The sequence below is a fragment of the Rosenbergiella collisarenosi genome (assembly GCF_018494085.1).
GTDB classification, from domain to species: domain Bacteria; phylum Pseudomonadota; class Gammaproteobacteria; order Enterobacterales; family Enterobacteriaceae; genus Rosenbergiella; species Rosenbergiella collisarenosi.
The window spans coordinates 52,702-67,022 of sequence record NZ_JABBFP010000005.1 but is presented as its reverse complement, the minus strand read 5'-3'; the positions used below and the strand labels follow the sequence as shown (position 1 = coordinate 67,022).

The 14,321-nt window shown below is 49.1% G+C and carries 15 protein-coding genes; 7 read left to right on the top strand and 8 right to left on the bottom strand.

The window, feature by feature from the left end:
- Positions 1 to 113: 113 nt before the first annotated feature.
- Positions 114 to 1,475: an MFS transporter gene (locus HGT70_RS09720; protein WP_071434435.1), complete on the top strand. Its 1,362-nt coding sequence runs from the start codon at positions 114 to 116 to the stop codon at positions 1,473 to 1,475.
- A gap of 56 nt (positions 1,476 to 1,531) precedes the next feature.
- Here the strand turns inward: HGT70_RS09720 and HGT70_RS09715 are convergent, their stop codons facing one another.
- Complete coding sequence (locus tag HGT70_RS09715; RefSeq protein ID WP_214195782.1) at positions 1,532 to 2,023, bottom strand: YajQ family cyclic di-GMP-binding protein; 492 nt, start codon at positions 2,021 to 2,023, stop codon at positions 1,532 to 1,534.
- Between the two features lie 99 nt (positions 2,024 to 2,122).
- Here HGT70_RS09715 and panE point away from each other — a divergent pair, with 99 nt between their 5' ends.
- Both panE and HGT70_RS09705 read left to right on the top strand, forming a co-directional pair.
- On the top strand, positions 2,123 to 3,040 hold the full coding sequence (panE, locus tag HGT70_RS09710; RefSeq protein ID WP_214195726.1) for a 2-dehydropantoate 2-reductase: 918 nt from the start codon (positions 2,123 to 2,125) through the stop codon (positions 3,038 to 3,040).
- On the top strand, positions 2,997 to 3,593 hold the full coding sequence (locus HGT70_RS09705; RefSeq protein ID WP_071434431.1) for a DJ-1/PfpI family protein: 597 nt from the start codon (positions 2,997 to 2,999) through the stop codon (positions 3,591 to 3,593). Before panE ends, HGT70_RS09705 begins: the two co-directional genes overlap by 44 nt.
- Positions 3,594 to 3,623: 30 nt before the next feature.
- On the opposite strand, the gene thiI is transcribed toward HGT70_RS09705, so the two are convergent.
- Positions 3,624 to 5,072, bottom strand: coding sequence for a tRNA uracil 4-sulfurtransferase ThiI (gene thiI, locus HGT70_RS09700; RefSeq protein WP_071434428.1), 1,449 nt, complete (start codon positions 5,070 to 5,072; stop codon positions 3,624 to 3,626).
- Positions 5,073 to 5,288: 216 nt separating this feature from the next.
- Here thiI and xseB point away from each other — a divergent pair, with 216 nt between their 5' ends.
- Genes xseB through dxs form a run of 3 tightly spaced genes read left to right on the top strand, consistent with a single transcriptional unit; the run spans position 5,289 to position 8,315 of the window.
- Positions 5,289 to 5,528: an exodeoxyribonuclease VII small subunit gene (gene xseB, locus HGT70_RS09695; RefSeq protein WP_071434426.1), complete on the top strand. Its 240-nt coding sequence runs from the start codon at positions 5,289 to 5,291 to the stop codon at positions 5,526 to 5,528.
- A gap of 2 nt (positions 5,529 to 5,530) precedes the next feature.
- Positions 5,531 to 6,430, top strand: coding sequence for a (2E,6E)-farnesyl diphosphate synthase (ispA, locus tag HGT70_RS09690; protein WP_214195725.1), 900 nt, complete (start codon positions 5,531 to 5,533; stop codon positions 6,428 to 6,430).
- Between the two features lie 19 nt (positions 6,431 to 6,449).
- Entirely contained in the window at positions 6,450 to 8,315 is a 1,866-nt protein-coding gene (dxs, locus tag HGT70_RS09685) for a 1-deoxy-D-xylulose-5-phosphate synthase (protein WP_071434422.1), read from the top strand.
- 374 nt (positions 8,316 to 8,689) lie between these two features.
- Here dxs and thiL read toward each other — a convergent pair whose 3' ends face one another.
- The 5 genes from thiL to nrdR form a co-directional block, all read right to left on the bottom strand.
- Positions 8,690 to 9,664, bottom strand: a complete 975-nt coding sequence (gene thiL, locus HGT70_RS09680) for a thiamine-phosphate kinase (protein ID WP_214195724.1) — start codon at positions 9,662 to 9,664, stop codon at positions 8,690 to 8,692.
- Between the two features lie 60 nt (positions 9,665 to 9,724).
- The gene (nusB, locus tag HGT70_RS09675) at positions 9,725 to 10,144 is read right to left on the bottom strand and encodes a transcription antitermination factor NusB (protein ID WP_071434418.1); all 420 of its coding nucleotides are present in this window, start codon (positions 10,142 to 10,144) and stop codon (positions 9,725 to 9,727) included.
- Positions 10,145 to 10,160: 16 nt separating this feature from the next.
- Positions 10,161 to 10,631: a 6,7-dimethyl-8-ribityllumazine synthase gene (gene ribH / locus HGT70_RS09670; RefSeq protein ID WP_214195723.1), complete on the bottom strand. Its 471-nt coding sequence runs from the start codon at positions 10,629 to 10,631 to the stop codon at positions 10,161 to 10,163.
- 78 nt (positions 10,632 to 10,709) lie between these two features.
- Positions 10,710 to 11,828 (bottom strand): bifunctional diaminohydroxyphosphoribosylaminopyrimidine deaminase/5-amino-6-(5-phosphoribosylamino)uracil reductase RibD, encoded by a 1,119-nt coding sequence (gene ribD, locus HGT70_RS09665; RefSeq protein ID WP_071434411.1) that lies wholly within the window; start codon positions 11,826 to 11,828, stop codon positions 10,710 to 10,712.
- Positions 11,828 to 12,280, bottom strand: a complete 453-nt coding sequence (gene nrdR / locus HGT70_RS09660) for a transcriptional regulator NrdR (protein ID WP_071434409.1) — start codon at positions 12,278 to 12,280, stop codon at positions 11,828 to 11,830. The genes ribD and nrdR overlap by 1 nt, the downstream gene beginning before the upstream one ends.
- A gap of 173 nt (positions 12,281 to 12,453) precedes the next feature.
- Here nrdR and lysM point away from each other — a divergent pair, with 173 nt between their 5' ends.
- Positions 12,454 to 12,891, top strand: coding sequence for a peptidoglycan-binding protein LysM (lysM, locus tag HGT70_RS09655; RefSeq protein WP_071434407.1), 438 nt, complete (start codon positions 12,454 to 12,456; stop codon positions 12,889 to 12,891).
- 40 nt (positions 12,892 to 12,931) lie between these two features.
- Here the strand turns inward: lysM and proY are convergent, their stop codons facing one another.
- Positions 12,932 to 14,296: a proline-specific permease ProY gene (proY, locus tag HGT70_RS09650; protein WP_071434405.1), complete on the bottom strand. Its 1,365-nt coding sequence runs from the start codon at positions 14,294 to 14,296 to the stop codon at positions 12,932 to 12,934.
- Between the last annotated feature and the right edge of the window lie 25 nt (positions 14,297 to 14,321).

Below are 14,321 nucleotides of genomic sequence, written 5' to 3'. Positions count from 1 at the left end.
CTAAAGGCGCGAATTTCGCGCCTTTTCTTTTTGTTACCTAAGCTTAAGATCTATTCATTTACCCAACCCAAACAACTCCTTAGACTATAACCAGAATTAAATTAGAGGTTGTCATGAACGATAATAAAATGACCCCGCTCGAGTTACGAGCAACTTGGGGGCTGGGAACCGTGTTCTCATTACGCATGCTTGGCATGTTTATGGTATTACCGGTGCTCACTACCTATGGCATGGCGTTGCAAGGCGCGACGGAAGGACTTATTGGGTTAGCCATCGGCATTTATGGCTTAGCGCAGGCCATTTTCCAAGTCCCTTTTGGCCTGCTCTCCGACCGTGTAGGACGTAAACCCCTAATCGTTGGCGGGTTACTGGTGTTTGTCATCGGTAGCATCGTTGCCGCAACCACTACGTCTATTTGGGGAATTATTCTCGGTCGTGCATTGCAAGGCTCTGGCGCGATTGCCGCAGCTGTAATGGCTTTACTGTCCGACCTCACACGTGAACAGAATCGTACCAAAGCGATGGCCTTTATCGGTATTAGCTTCGGTGTCACCTTCGCCATCGCGATGGTCTTAGGGCCGATCGTTACGCATCTCTTAGGCCTTCATGCTCTATTTTGGATGATTGCCGTACTCGCTACGCTCGGTATCATCATCACACTTGTTATCGTCCCTTCAACACAAGAGCATGTGCTGAATCGCGAGTCTGGCATGGTAAAGGGCAGTTTTCGCAAGGTCTTGGCGAATCCGAAGCTGCTAAAGCTTAATGCGGGGATTTTGTTCCTGCATATTCTATTGATGTCGAGCTTTGTGGCCTTACCCGGTGAGTTCGAACAAGCTGGCTTTCCTGCAGCTGAACATTGGAAAGTTTACTTGGTGACCATGCTCATTGCATTCGTTGGTGTCGTCCCGTTTATCATCATTGCGGAAGTTAAGCGTAAGATGAAGCTAGTTTTTGTCAGCTGTGTAGCCTTACTTATCGTCGCAGAATTGGTGCTATGGCAAGCAGGTACGCATTTCTGGACATTAGTCGTTGGCGTACAACTCTTCTTCTTCGCCTTCAACTTAATGGAAGCCATTCTTCCTTCTTTGATTAGCAAAGAGTCCCCTCCCGGTTATAAGGGTACGGCTATGGGTATTTACTCGACCAGTCAATTTCTTGGAGTGGCGATTGGCGGAAGCGTCGGTGGATGGGTGTTTCAACATATCGACGCACAAGCTGTCTTTTTGCTGGGTGCAGGAATCGCTATCGTATGGTTGCTGGTTAGCATGACGATGCAAGAACCGCCCTACGTGAGTAGTCTGCGTGTCGTTATCCACTCTACCCGTGACCCGATTGCCCTTGAGCAGCGCTTACGCAACACACCGGGGGTGAGCAACGTGCTCCTTATTCCTGAAGAGCATGCCGCTTACATTAAAATTGATAGCAAAACGACAAATCGCCAAGATATAGAAGCGATCATCGCGGCAAGTTAACCCCTCCCCTTCTTTACCACTTACCTGAACCTCCTTCAGGTAAGTGGCACTAAGGCTTAATCGCGGAAGTTTTTAAATTGGAAGGGTTGTCCTAAATTACCGGCTTTAACGGTTGCCATTGCCGTTTGCAGGTCATCTCGCGATTTTCCCGTCACTCGTAAGGACTCACCCTGAATTTGCGTTTGCACCTTAAGTTTGGCGTCTTTAATTAGCTTAACCAGTTTTTTTGCCACATCGGTTTCGATGCCTTTTTTCATCTTGATCACGACGCTCCAGCTTTTACCGCTGTGAGTAATCTCCTCAGGCACGTCGAGTACAGCACCTTCGATACCGCGCTTTAACATCTTCTCACGCAGAATATCGACGATCTGACGTACTTGGAAATCAGACTCGCTGCTGATAGTAATCTCTTCATTTTTTTCGTTCAGTGTGACTTCTGCCGTGACATTACGAAAATCAAAGCGCGTGGATAGCTCACGGTTCGCATTTTCAACCGCATTTTTCACTTCTGGCATTTCAACTTCTGAAACAATATCGAAAGATGGCATATTTTCTTCTCCTCTTAATTCGTTGACATGCATAATACCGATCTGTAAAGACGACACAACACTTCCGCAGGAAATGGCTAGGGATTGCGAGGGAATTTTATGAAAATAACGGTATTAGGCTGCGGGGCTTTGGGACAAATCTGGCTTTCCGCACTGATCAGAATGGGCCACGATGTACAAGGTTGGCTAAAGGTCTTTGCACCGCACTTTCGTTTTCAGGTAGTGAGTCCTGAACAAGACAGTTTTTCGCACACGCTTAGTGTTAATGATAGCCATAAGTTACAGCAGTGTGAGCTACTGCTTGTTACCTTAAAAGCTCAGCAGTTACCCTCGGGACTCCTACCACTGATTTCCCTCTTACCCAAAAAGTGCCCCATTATCCTCATGCATAATGGCCTAGGCGTGGTTGATGAACTCCCTCAATTAACTCAACCGCTTTGCCACGCCGTCACAACACAGGCCGCCTATCGCACTCCTACGGCTACTTTTCATAAAGGATGGGGCTTTACACAGTTGGGGCCGTTAAATAGTGCGGCAGCATCGCTCAGTGATTTGGCTAAAATTCTTCATCAGGCCCTTCCTGACGTTGCGTGGTACGATGATATCAAGACCTCAGCCTGGAAGAAGTTAGCCGTTAACGCCGTGATCAATCCTTTAACGGTAAAGTACCACTGTCAGAATGGTCAGCTAATGGACGTCCTCAGTGAAGTCACCCTTCTGTGTAGAGAAATCGCGCTCGTGATGAATCGCGAAGGGATCCATACCGATGACAGTCAGCTGTTCGAGTCTGTAGTGAATGTTATCCAAGCCACCGCAGGTAACTACAGCTCGATGCTACAAGATATCCAAGCCCAGCGTTCAACCGAGGTTGACTATATCACTGGCTATCTTCTCAAACGTGCACGCTGTTTTGGGCTTAACTTGCCGCAACACACCGCCCTTTACCAATGGATCAAACAACAGGAATCCGACTATGCCAGCGATACCCTCCGTACTACTCTGCCTAGCTCATGGTAATGATGCTATCGAAATCACAACCTTCTTAGCATTGCTCCCGCGTGCGGGCATTTCTGTCACGGTGGCAAGTGTGGAGGGAGATGGAGCACTCACTATACAGAGTGCGGAAGGTTTACCCTTCTCCGCGCAGTTACCGCTGAGTCAAGCTGTTGATAAGGACTACGAGCTACTTTTACTCGTCGGCGGTGAACAGAGTTGTCGGACTTATGCACAGAGTGACCTGGTAGTGGAATCCATTGCCCAATTTACATCGACACGCCGCTACGTTGCAGCCATGAGCCATGCCGTACCTGGGATAATTGATAGCATCGCAGGCTTTCGTGGGGCGAATGTCACCTGCCTGCCCCAGCATAAGGAACATCTCGCTCATACACAGTGGCAGGAACGCCGTGTTGTCAATGATCCGCGATATTTATTACTCTCTGGTCAAGGCCCACTATGCGCAACAGACATGGCGCTGAAAATCGTCGAACTGCTCATAAACAAAGAAGCCGCTCACGCGCTGACACACGATCTGGCGATCCCTGTCGGGATTTATAATTATCAGGAATAAAAAAAGGCCTCATCATCGAGGCCTTCATTTTTAAGGTCGATAGACCTTAACATTAGTAAACCCCTGCTCGTGCAAATAAAGGGCTTGTAAGCGACTCATAACGCCACGCTCACAATAGAGAAGCCAAGTCCGTGAACGATCTAGGTCACCAAATTGAGTAGCCAATTTGTAGAAAGGTATCGATTTAATTTCGACGCCCTCGACCATCAATGGTTTATCGTCTTGCTCATCAATCGAACGAATATCGAGAATTGAGTCCTGTGCCGTTAAGGCACTGACAGATTCAACTTCAGCCACTTCTTGCGTGGTCTCGACTGCGATATCGCGAATGTCGATGTTACGGGCTTCGGAGATGACTCGCTCTAGAATAGCAAAATCGAAATTATTCTCTTCCGCTTCGATCTTCTCTTTTACCGCTTTAACCGTAGGACTTTTCGAGATCACACCGCAGTACTCAGGCATTGTTTTCGCAAAGTCTTCCGTACCGATCTGCCGAGCGACTTTAATGATATGTTCTTTATCATGGGAAATAAGCGGACGTAACACCAAAGTATCTGTGACGTTGTCGATAAGACGTAGATTGGTGAGAGTTTGGCTGGAAACTTGTCCCAATGCTTCACCGGTCACGAGGGCTTGTACCCCATAACGCTCGGCAATTTGTGAGGCCGCGCGGACCATCATACGCTTGAGTACGACGCCCATCTGACCATCATCGACTTTCTCAAGAATTTCTCCTACCACCGGCTCAAAATCGATCGCGATAAAGCGCACACGATGCGAACGGCCAAAGGTATTCCAGAGATAATGCGCCACTTGGCGCACGCCTATTTCATGCGCGGCACCGCCTAGGTTGAAAAAGCAGTAGTGCACTCGACTGCCACGGCGCATTAGCATGTAACTCGACACGCCCGAGTCGAATCCACCCGATATCAAAGAGATAACGTCTTCTTGAGTACCGATTGGAAAACCGCCTAAACCTTCGTAACGGTCTTTGATCAGTAGCAAACGTTCTTGATCAATTTCGAGGTGTACGGTCATATCAGGTTGCTGAAGTTTTACCGAGGCTGACGCAATATGCTGATTCAGGCCGCCGCCAACATAACGCTCGACTTCGTGAGAGGTAAACTCATGCTTACCACGACGTTTCGCCCTGACACAGAAGGTTTTGCCCTCTAGCTGAGACTGATACAACGCCAAGGTCTGTTCGAAAATATCGTGCAGGCTGGTAAAGGTGCGGTCTTCAACGGAAAGCACATGATGTATTCCGGGGATGCGCGTCAAGGCCTCTGCCACAGCAGCGCTAAGCTCAGGTTTACGCGTGCGAACCGTGATGTGATCCCAAAGACGGACGACCGCTATATCTTCATCGACGCTTTTCAGCACATTTCGTATATTGCTGGACAAGATTTTGATAAAGCGTAATCGCACAGATTGGCTTTTAATCGTTATTTCTGGAAATAATTTTACGATAAACTTCATATTGGCACTAACTTACGTGGGAATAAACGTTAATTATTAAACGTCTATATGTTAAAATAGGAGTCAGAGTTATCCTCTGATTTTAGCGCGCATAGTATACCATCTTTAGGTCGCTATAGCTTGCTTTAGTCGTAAGACACAGAGTATTTTGCGAAATAGTACTAGTCAGCTAACATATATCTCAATTATCGTTCACTCACCAAGCCGGTACTGTATATGCCAAAAAAAACCGCGACGACGATCAGTTTCGAACACTCTCTTTCTGAACTAGAAGCCATTGTACAGCGCCTTGAAAGCGGACAACTCCCTCTTGAAGAGGCTCTCAACGAGTTCGAACGAGGCGTTACCCTCGCGCGCCAAGGTCAGCAGCAGCTACAACACGCAGAACAACGCGTTCAGATCCTTCTTTCTCAAGATGAGCAGGCTGCATTATCGACATTCACGCCGGAAAACTGATCATGGACCTCACCACAACTCTGACGCATTACCGCTCGCGAATTGACCGTGTTTTGCAAGAATGTTTAGGGAATCTTAATTTTCAGTCAATTCCCTTATCTAAAGCGATGCATCATGGCGTATTATTAGGCGGTAAAAGAATGCGCCCGTTTCTTGTCTATGCCACGGGTGAAATGTTCGGCGTCGATAAGCAGGTCCTCGATGTGCCGGCCGCGGCAATTGAGTTTATTCATGCGTATTCTCTCATTCATGATGATCTCCCGGCCATGGACGATGACAGCCTACGCCGTGGGCAGCCGACCTGCCACATCGCCTTTGGCGAAGATACCGCGATTTTAGCCGGGGATGCCTTACTGACGCAGGCGTTTTCTATTCTGAGTGAGAGCCCGCTACCTGAAGTCCCGGATACTACGCGTATCGCAATGATAGCTGAACTCGCCCGCGCGAGTGGCGCAGCAGGGATGGTGTTGGGTCAAGCGTTAGATTTACAAGCAGAAGGTAAAACTTTGGACCTTGAGGCGTTGGAAACGATCCACCGCCATAAGACTGGTGCCTTGATCCGTGCGGCAATTCGTCTAGGCGCGTTGACGGCTGGCGAGAAAAGTCGCCCGTTTTTATCCTCACTGGACCGTTATGCCGAAGCGATTGGCCTAGCATTCCAAGTGCAAGACGACATTCTAGATGTCACAGGCGATAGTGAAATTACCGGCAAACAGCAGGGTATGGATATAGCACTGGGTAAAAGTACTTACCCCAGCCTTCTTGGCCTCGATGCGGCGAAGCAAAAGGCGCACGAACTTTATCAAGAAGCGATCGATGCCCTGACTCCGCTTACAGAGCAAGGTTTTAATACCCAGCAATTACAGGCGTTGGCGAATTATATCGTTGAACGTAATAAATAAATTCTATGATGAGTCTCTGATGAGTTTTGACAATACCCTATATCCGACTTTGGCCCTCGCTGAAACTGTTCAGCAATTACGCCAACTTCCTAAAGAGAAGTTACCTCAACTTTGCGAAGAATTACGCGCGTATTTGCTTAATAGCGTGAGCCAGTCGAGTGGGCATTTCGCCTCTGGCCTTGGTGTCGTCGAACTTACTGTCGCATTGCATTATGTCTATGAAACGCCTTTCGACCATTTGATTTGGGATGTTGGACACCAGGCCTACCCTCATAAAATCCTTACTGGTCGTCGTGACCGCATCGGAACTATTCGCCAAAAAGACGGATTACACCCTTTCCCATGGCGCGCGGAAAGTGAACACGATGTATTAAGTGTCGGACACTCCTCAACCTCTATTAGTGCCGGATTAGGCTTAGCGGTAGCCGCGCAGAAAGAACAACAAGAGCGCAAGGTCGCCTGTATTATCGGAGATGGTGCCATAACCGCGGGGATGGCGTTTGAGGCCATGAACCATGCCGGAGATATCAAGCCGGATATGCTGGTTATCCTTAACGATAACGATATGTCGATCTCAGAGAATGTGGGTGCGCTGAATAATCGCGTTGCACAGCTGCTATCAGGTAAAACCTACTCTAAATTACGCGAGAGTGGCAAACGCGCTTTCGATAACTTTCCTCCGATCAAAGAGCTATTGAAGCGTACCGAAGAGCATCTTAAAGGGATGGTATCGCCAGGAACGCTTTTTGAAGAGTTAGGCTTTAACTATATTGGCCCGGTGGATGGCCATGATGTGCTGACACTCGTCAGTACTCTGACCAATATGCGCCAATTGAAGGGACCACAATTCCTTCATATTATTACGCAGAAAGGTAAAGGCTACGCCCCTGCCGAAAAAGATCCGATCAGTTGGCATGCTGTCCCGAAATTCGATCCCGCCAGCGGTGTATTGCCTGCGAGCAAACCGAGCATCGCCCCAACCTATTCGAAAGTATTTGGCGATTGGTTATGCGAAGTTGCGGCGCAAGATCCTAAGTTAATGGCGGTGACGCCAGCGATGCGTGAAGGCTCGGGGATGGTACGTTTTTCTCGTGAATACCCGAAGCAGTATTTTGATGTAGCGATTGCTGAGCAGCATGCCGTCACTTTCGCGGCTGGGCTGGCGATTGGCGGTTACCACCCTGTCGTCGCGATCTACTCGACCTTTTTACAGCGCGCCTACGATCAGCTCATCCATGATGTCGCGATTCAAAAATTACCGGTATTATTCGCCATCGATCGCGGCGGTATCGTCGGGGCAGACGGACAGACGCACCAAGGCGCGTTCGATATCGCCTTCTTACGCTGTATCCCTGACTTAGTCATCATGACCCCTTCTAATGAAGATGAGTGCCGACAAATGCTCTATACCGGTTACCAATACCGTGAAGGACCTTCTGCTGTCCGCTATCCGCGAGGTAACGGGATTGGTCTGGCTGAACGTCCTCTCAACGCGCTGCCTATCGGTAAAGGCTATGTGGTCCGCGAAGGTGCCAATGTAGCGATACTCAATTTTGGTACGTTACTGGAAGAGGCAAAACAGGCCGCTGAAGAATTGGGCGCGACGCTAGTCGATATGCGCTTCGTGAAGCCACTCGATGAGGAGCTGGTACTCTCTTTAGCACAGACGCATGAGACCTTTATCACTATAGAGGAAGGGGCAATCAAAGGCGGTGCTGGTAGTGGCGTCAATGAACTGCTTATGGCGCACCGGTTACTGCGCCCGGTATTGAATCTCGGCTTACCCGACCTCTTTATTGCGCAAGGAACCCAAGAAGAGGTTAGAACCGCTCTCGGGTTAGACAGTGATGGGATCGTTAATCAGTATAAAAAGTGGTCGCAATAAGAAAAAGCCCTCATTGAAGTGACCCCATAAAATGGGGCACTTTAACTTAGACGACTTGCAAGGCCTGATTTCGGTATTCAACCGGAGTCAGGCCTTTTAATTTGGCTTTAATCCGCTCTGTCTATTCGCTAATATCGGTCAAAATAACTGTGGGCAAACCGAAGCCCTTAAAAGCATAGCCTGGGAAAAGCTGAACATCAGCGCCATCGATGCGAAGTTTGTCGCTGCACTGTCCAGTTTGAGTAGGGCTATCGGCACGATTTAAAAGCGCAAGTTACTAACCTCGCCATGAATAATACGTCTATATTTTTCCATAAAAAAAACCCCCGCTAGATGATTCAATCTAGCGAGGGTGACTTTAGAAAGGCGTTTTTTTATCCAGCGAAATGATCAAAACCCTTGGGCCGGTAGCTTAGCTTCTTGCCATTATCGAAGAGCGCGATCCCTTCTGATGCTGGCAATATCTGCCCGATACAGTGACCTTCAACGCCTAGATTATTGAGCGCGACTTGGATCGCCTCACGATTCACCTCAGGGACAGTGAAGCACAGCTCGTAGTCTTCTCCACCATTAAGAGCTAAATCAATGGCGGCCTCGCGCCCAACAACCTCCTGCAAGATAGAAGAGAGCGGCAGTTGATTCTGCTCGATTTTTGCCCCTACCCCACTGGCTTGTAGGATATGACCCAGGTCAGACAGCAACCCATCGGAAATATCGATCGCGGCCGACGCCAAATGGCGTAGAGCTTGTCCTGGCAAGATGCGCGGCGTCGGGCGCAGATGGCGCTTTAATAGGTAATTACGCTGTTCAAGACTCGGTGCCGTTAAAGTATTCTGTAATAGGGCAAGTCCCGCTGCGCTATCCCCTAATGTGCCGGTCACAAAGATCCAGTCTCCGCGCTGAGCGCCGCTACGTTTCAGCGCTTTACCTGCAGGCACCACACCATGAATACCCAACGTCATGGAAAGTGGGCCACGCGTCGTATCACCGCCAATTAATTGCATATGGTAGTAATCGAGTTGCTCGAAGAGCGCATCACTAAACGCTTGTAGCCACTGATGGTCGATATGAGGAAGGCTGATGGCTAGCGTTAGCCAGGCTGGATCGGCTCCCATGGCGGCGAGGTCGCTAAGGTTAACCGCCAGTGCTTTATAAGCAAGATCGTCAGGGGCAATATCAGGGTAAAAGTGCGTACCTTCCACCAACGTATCGACACTAATGGCTAACGTTTGATTCGGTGCTAGGTTCAACAATGCACAATCATCACCAATTCCCGTCTCAACGTCTCGTCTATTTGTCGTCTTACGATTAAAATAACGACTAATTATCTCGAATTCACCGTCGGCCATCGCACATACCTTTTTATCTTTCTTTGCCATAAAAAAAGGCCGGAATATCCGGCCTATACATTATTTACGGCGAGGTCTAATTTGGGGAGCTACCTTATCGAGTACCCCATTCACAAACTTATGGCTATCTTCCGCACCAAAGGTCTTGGCCAGTTCGATACCCTCGTTGATCGCCACTTTGTAAGGGACGTCATCGCGTTTGCTGAGTTCGTATAAGGAAATACGTAACGCTGCTTTTTCGACTTGACCTAGCTCATCAAGACGACGGCTTAGGTGCGGTTGCATCAGGTTATCAAGAAAATCACTGTTGTTCGCTACGCCAGTCAGGATCTCCCGAAAGTACAGCACATCAACGTCTTTGACGTCGTTTTCAGCAAGGAACTGATATTCAACATCAGCAATGTCGTTTTTCGATATTTGCCAAGAGTAGAGTGCTTGAAGAGCACACTCTCGAGCGCGGCGGCGAGCAGCAGGTTTCACAAAAATTCCCTCAGGATCAGGCGTTAATCGCTTTTAATACGTTAATCATTTCAAGTGCGGTCAAAGCGGCTTCAGCCCCTTTATTACCCGCTTTCGTTCCAGCACGCTCAATAGCTTGCTCGATATTCTCGGTCGTTAAAACACCAAAGGAAACTGGGATGTCGCTGTTCATTGCAACACTCGCAATACCCGAACTGGCTTCGCCTGCCACAAATTCGAAGTGTGCAGTGCCGCCACGGATCACAGTACCTAGCGCGATAACGGCGTCGTATTTTTTCTTGTTGGTTAACCTTCGTGCGGCAAGAGGCAGTTCGTAAGCCCCAGGTACCCACACTACCGTAATGTTTTCGTCTTTGACCTGACCGATACGTTTTAGCGCATCGACTGCACCTTGCAGTAAGCTATCGTTAATGAAGTTATTGAAACGAGCAATAACGATTGCAATTTTTGCTTCAGGCGTAGCAACGGGTGCTTCGATAATATTCATACATATCCTTCAGGTTAAGAGTTAGACGCCCAACAGGGCGCGAATTCTAGCATATTGTTTAACGCTCTGCTTAGGCTTTTACGCAGAGGCTGAGCTTGGCTGTAAAATAATCCGTAGATCAGGTCCCACCTGTTGAACATCTTTCGTTTCAAATTCCAAGGCTTGCGAAAGATGTTCGAGGCCGGGGAGCACGCACAACCCGCGCGCATCTGACCCTAATAATTTGGGCGCAATATAGAGAATCAATTCGTCGACAACGCCTGCTTGCAGTAACTGTCCAGCTAAGGTCGCCCCCGCTTCAACCCACACGGTATTCATCTGCTGCTGACCAAGCACCATCATTAACGCAACCACGTCGATATGGCCTTGATGCTCAGGAATAATCAGCGACTTATCCCAAGGCGTATCCTCCTCGGAAGGCTCAGTGATCGCGCGCCAAGCTGGCGCAGTTCTCTCGGTAAAGATCGCGGCGGCGGCGCTAATCTGCTGGCGGCGGTCCAGCACGACTCGCACCGGTTGACGTAGTGACTGCTCATCACCGATAAGCGCTTGTGTCGCGGCATCAAGTTGCGCCCAACGAACATTCATCGTGGGGTTATCCGCGAGAACCGTTTTGCTGGTAGTAAGAATGGCGGAGGCTTGCGCGCGATAGCGCTGAACGTCTTGGCGGGCAGCCGGAGACGTGATCCATTGGCTTTCACCATTTGCCATCGCTGTTCGACCGTCGAGTGACGCGGCCATTTTGAGCTGTACCCACGGGAAACCGGTACGCATTCTTTTCAGGAAACCACGATTGAGTAACTCTGCTTCCTCGGCGAGTAGACCGAACTCTACCGCAACACCGGCTTGGCGTAGGCGATGTAGGCCCCGCCCGGCAACTTGCGGATTCGGATCTTGCATTGCGGCCACCACCCGAGCGATCCCTGCAGCGATAAGCGCCTCACAGCAAGGGGGAGTTCGGCCATGATGACTACAAGGCTCAAGCGTCACATAGGCGGTCGCCCCTTGAGCCTGCTCCCCAGCTTCATGCAGCGCATGTACCTCCGCATGGCCCTCCCCGGCTTTTTGATGCCAACCACGGCCGACGACCACGCCGTCTTTCACGATAACACAGCCTACATTAGGATTTGGGCTGGTTGTAAAGCGACCCTGAGCCGCCAGTTGCAACGCCTGTTGCATAAAATCGAGATCTGACATTACTCACTCCCCAGCTTCGCGATTTCTTCACCAAATTCACGCACGTCCTCGAAACTTCGATAGACGGAAGCAAAGCGAATATAAGCCACTTTGTCTAATAACTTTAATTCGTCCATCACGTAATTCCCAACGACCTTACTCGGTAGCTCCCGTTCACCTGTCGCCCGTAAACGCGCTTTAATTCTGTGGACGGCATTATCGAGGGCATCAGCACTGACCGGACGTTTTTCTAAGGCTTTCATTAATCCGCGGAGCATCTTTTCTTCGTCGAAAGGTTCACGTACTTCATCGCTTTTAATCACCCGCGGCATCACCAGTTCAGCAATCTCGAAGGTGGTGAATCGCTCACTGCAAAGTAGACACTGCCTGCGACGTCGCACAGATGAACCTTCACTCACGAGGCGAGAGTCAATAACTTTTGTATCGACAGCGTTACAAAAAGGGCAATACATAATGACTCCTCTATAAAGGCGGCAGGTCGCTTAGTGTAGCGCGAACCCCTTATGACAGAAACGTTTAGCGTGAAATTTATTCCTCATAGCCAGAACTCTCTCATTGTGAAGAATATCGACTATACTTTACGTTGAGAGATGTAATATTTTCACTATCTAAACAGGAGTTAGAAATGGGCTTATTTGATTTTGTGAAAGAAGCAGGTGAAAAGATTTGGGATTCTGTTTCCTCACACGATGATGCAGCAACAAAAATTCAGGACCATCTTAAAAAGCTAGGCATTCCTGATGCGGATAAGGTCCAAGTCAATGTCGATGGCGATAAAGCAACCGTTAACGGAGAAGGCTTGAGCCAAGAGTTAAAAGAGAAAATTCTTGTAGCGGTGGGTAACGTTGCGGGGATCAGTAACGTCGAAGATAATGTCAAAACCACCGACGCGACGGCAGAAAGCAAATTTTATACCGTTAAGTCCGGCGACACGCTAAGCGCAATCGCTAAACAGGTCTACGGTGACGCGAACCAATACAATAAGATTTTCGAAGCGAACAAGCCGATGCTTTCGCATCCAGACAAGATCTATCCTGGTCAATCCCTGCGTATTCCTGCCTAATACTAAGGCGCTGCGGGTGACCCTGCAGCGCCAATCTTCTCTACTTTATCGCCTTAGCGTTACGGCGCGTCAATGGATAACCCATCATTAACACAACCACCCATACGGCTCCCACGTAGAGCGATAAACGCGTATCGGGGAAATAGCCAATCAGGGCGATGATAAAGACCAGAAATAGCACCGCAATACTCGACAACACAATGCCACCCGGCAGTGCAAACTTAAGCGACTTCGCCGCTTCCTTACCCATCTTAATTCGTGAGGCAATCTGCGCAAGCAAGATCATGATCCATACCCACACCGTGGCGAACGTTGCCAGCGAGGCGATGACTAGAAATACCTTCTCAGGCATTAAGTAGTTAAGGACCACGGCAATCAATAGCGCCACCATCATCACGATAACCGTGACAGCCGGTGCGCCACGAGACGAGACTTTACGGAAGATAGCGGGGGCTTGCCCCTGCTCCGCTAGCCCGTGTAGCATGCGACCAACGCCGAAAATATCGCTATTAATCGCAGAGAGTGAGGCGGTAATGACCACGAAATTGAGGATGGAGGCCGCGGCGGCGATCCCTAAGTGCTGGAAGGTTAATACGAACGGACTGCCATGCGTGCCGACTTGGTTCCATGGGTAGATAGCCATGATGACAAATAGGGTAGCCACATAGAATACCAGAATACGCCAGGGTACTGAGTTAATCGCTTTGGGGATCGACTGCTCTGGATTTTCAGCTTCACCTGCCGTAATCCCGATAATCTCGATGCCTCCATAGGCAAACATAACCATTTGCAGTGATAACAACATGCCCACCAGCCCATGAGCGAAGAACCCACCGTGGGTCCAGAGATTCGAAATCCCTGTCGGCTGCCCACCGTTACCAATCCCCCAGATGATCATCCCGAATCCAGCAATAATCATTAAGGTGATAGTAGCGATTTTGAAAAATGAGAACCAGAACTCAACTTCGCCGAACGTTTTCACGCTCATCAAGTTAATCGCCCCGATAATGAATACGACGCTAAGCACCCAGACCCAATGTGGAACCTCGGGGAACCAGACGCCCATATACACACCAAACGCCGTGACATCGGCAATCCCGACAATCAATATTTCAAAGCAATAGGTCCATCCCGTCAAATAGCCGGCCCAAGAACCCAGATAGTCGTTGGCATAGCGTGAGAACGAGCTGGCTGATGGGTTATTGACTGACATCTCGCCCAATGCTCGCATAATGATATAGGCGACGAGTCCACCGAGAATATAAGCCAGCAAGACGCTGGGGCCTGCCATACGGATGGCATCTGCTGAGCCATAGAATAAGCCGGTGCCTATCGCTGAACCTAGCGCCATAAAACGGATGTGCCGGATGCTCAGTCCCCGTTTCAAGGAATTTTTTTGTTGCATAATTTTATGATCCCACAAATAAAAA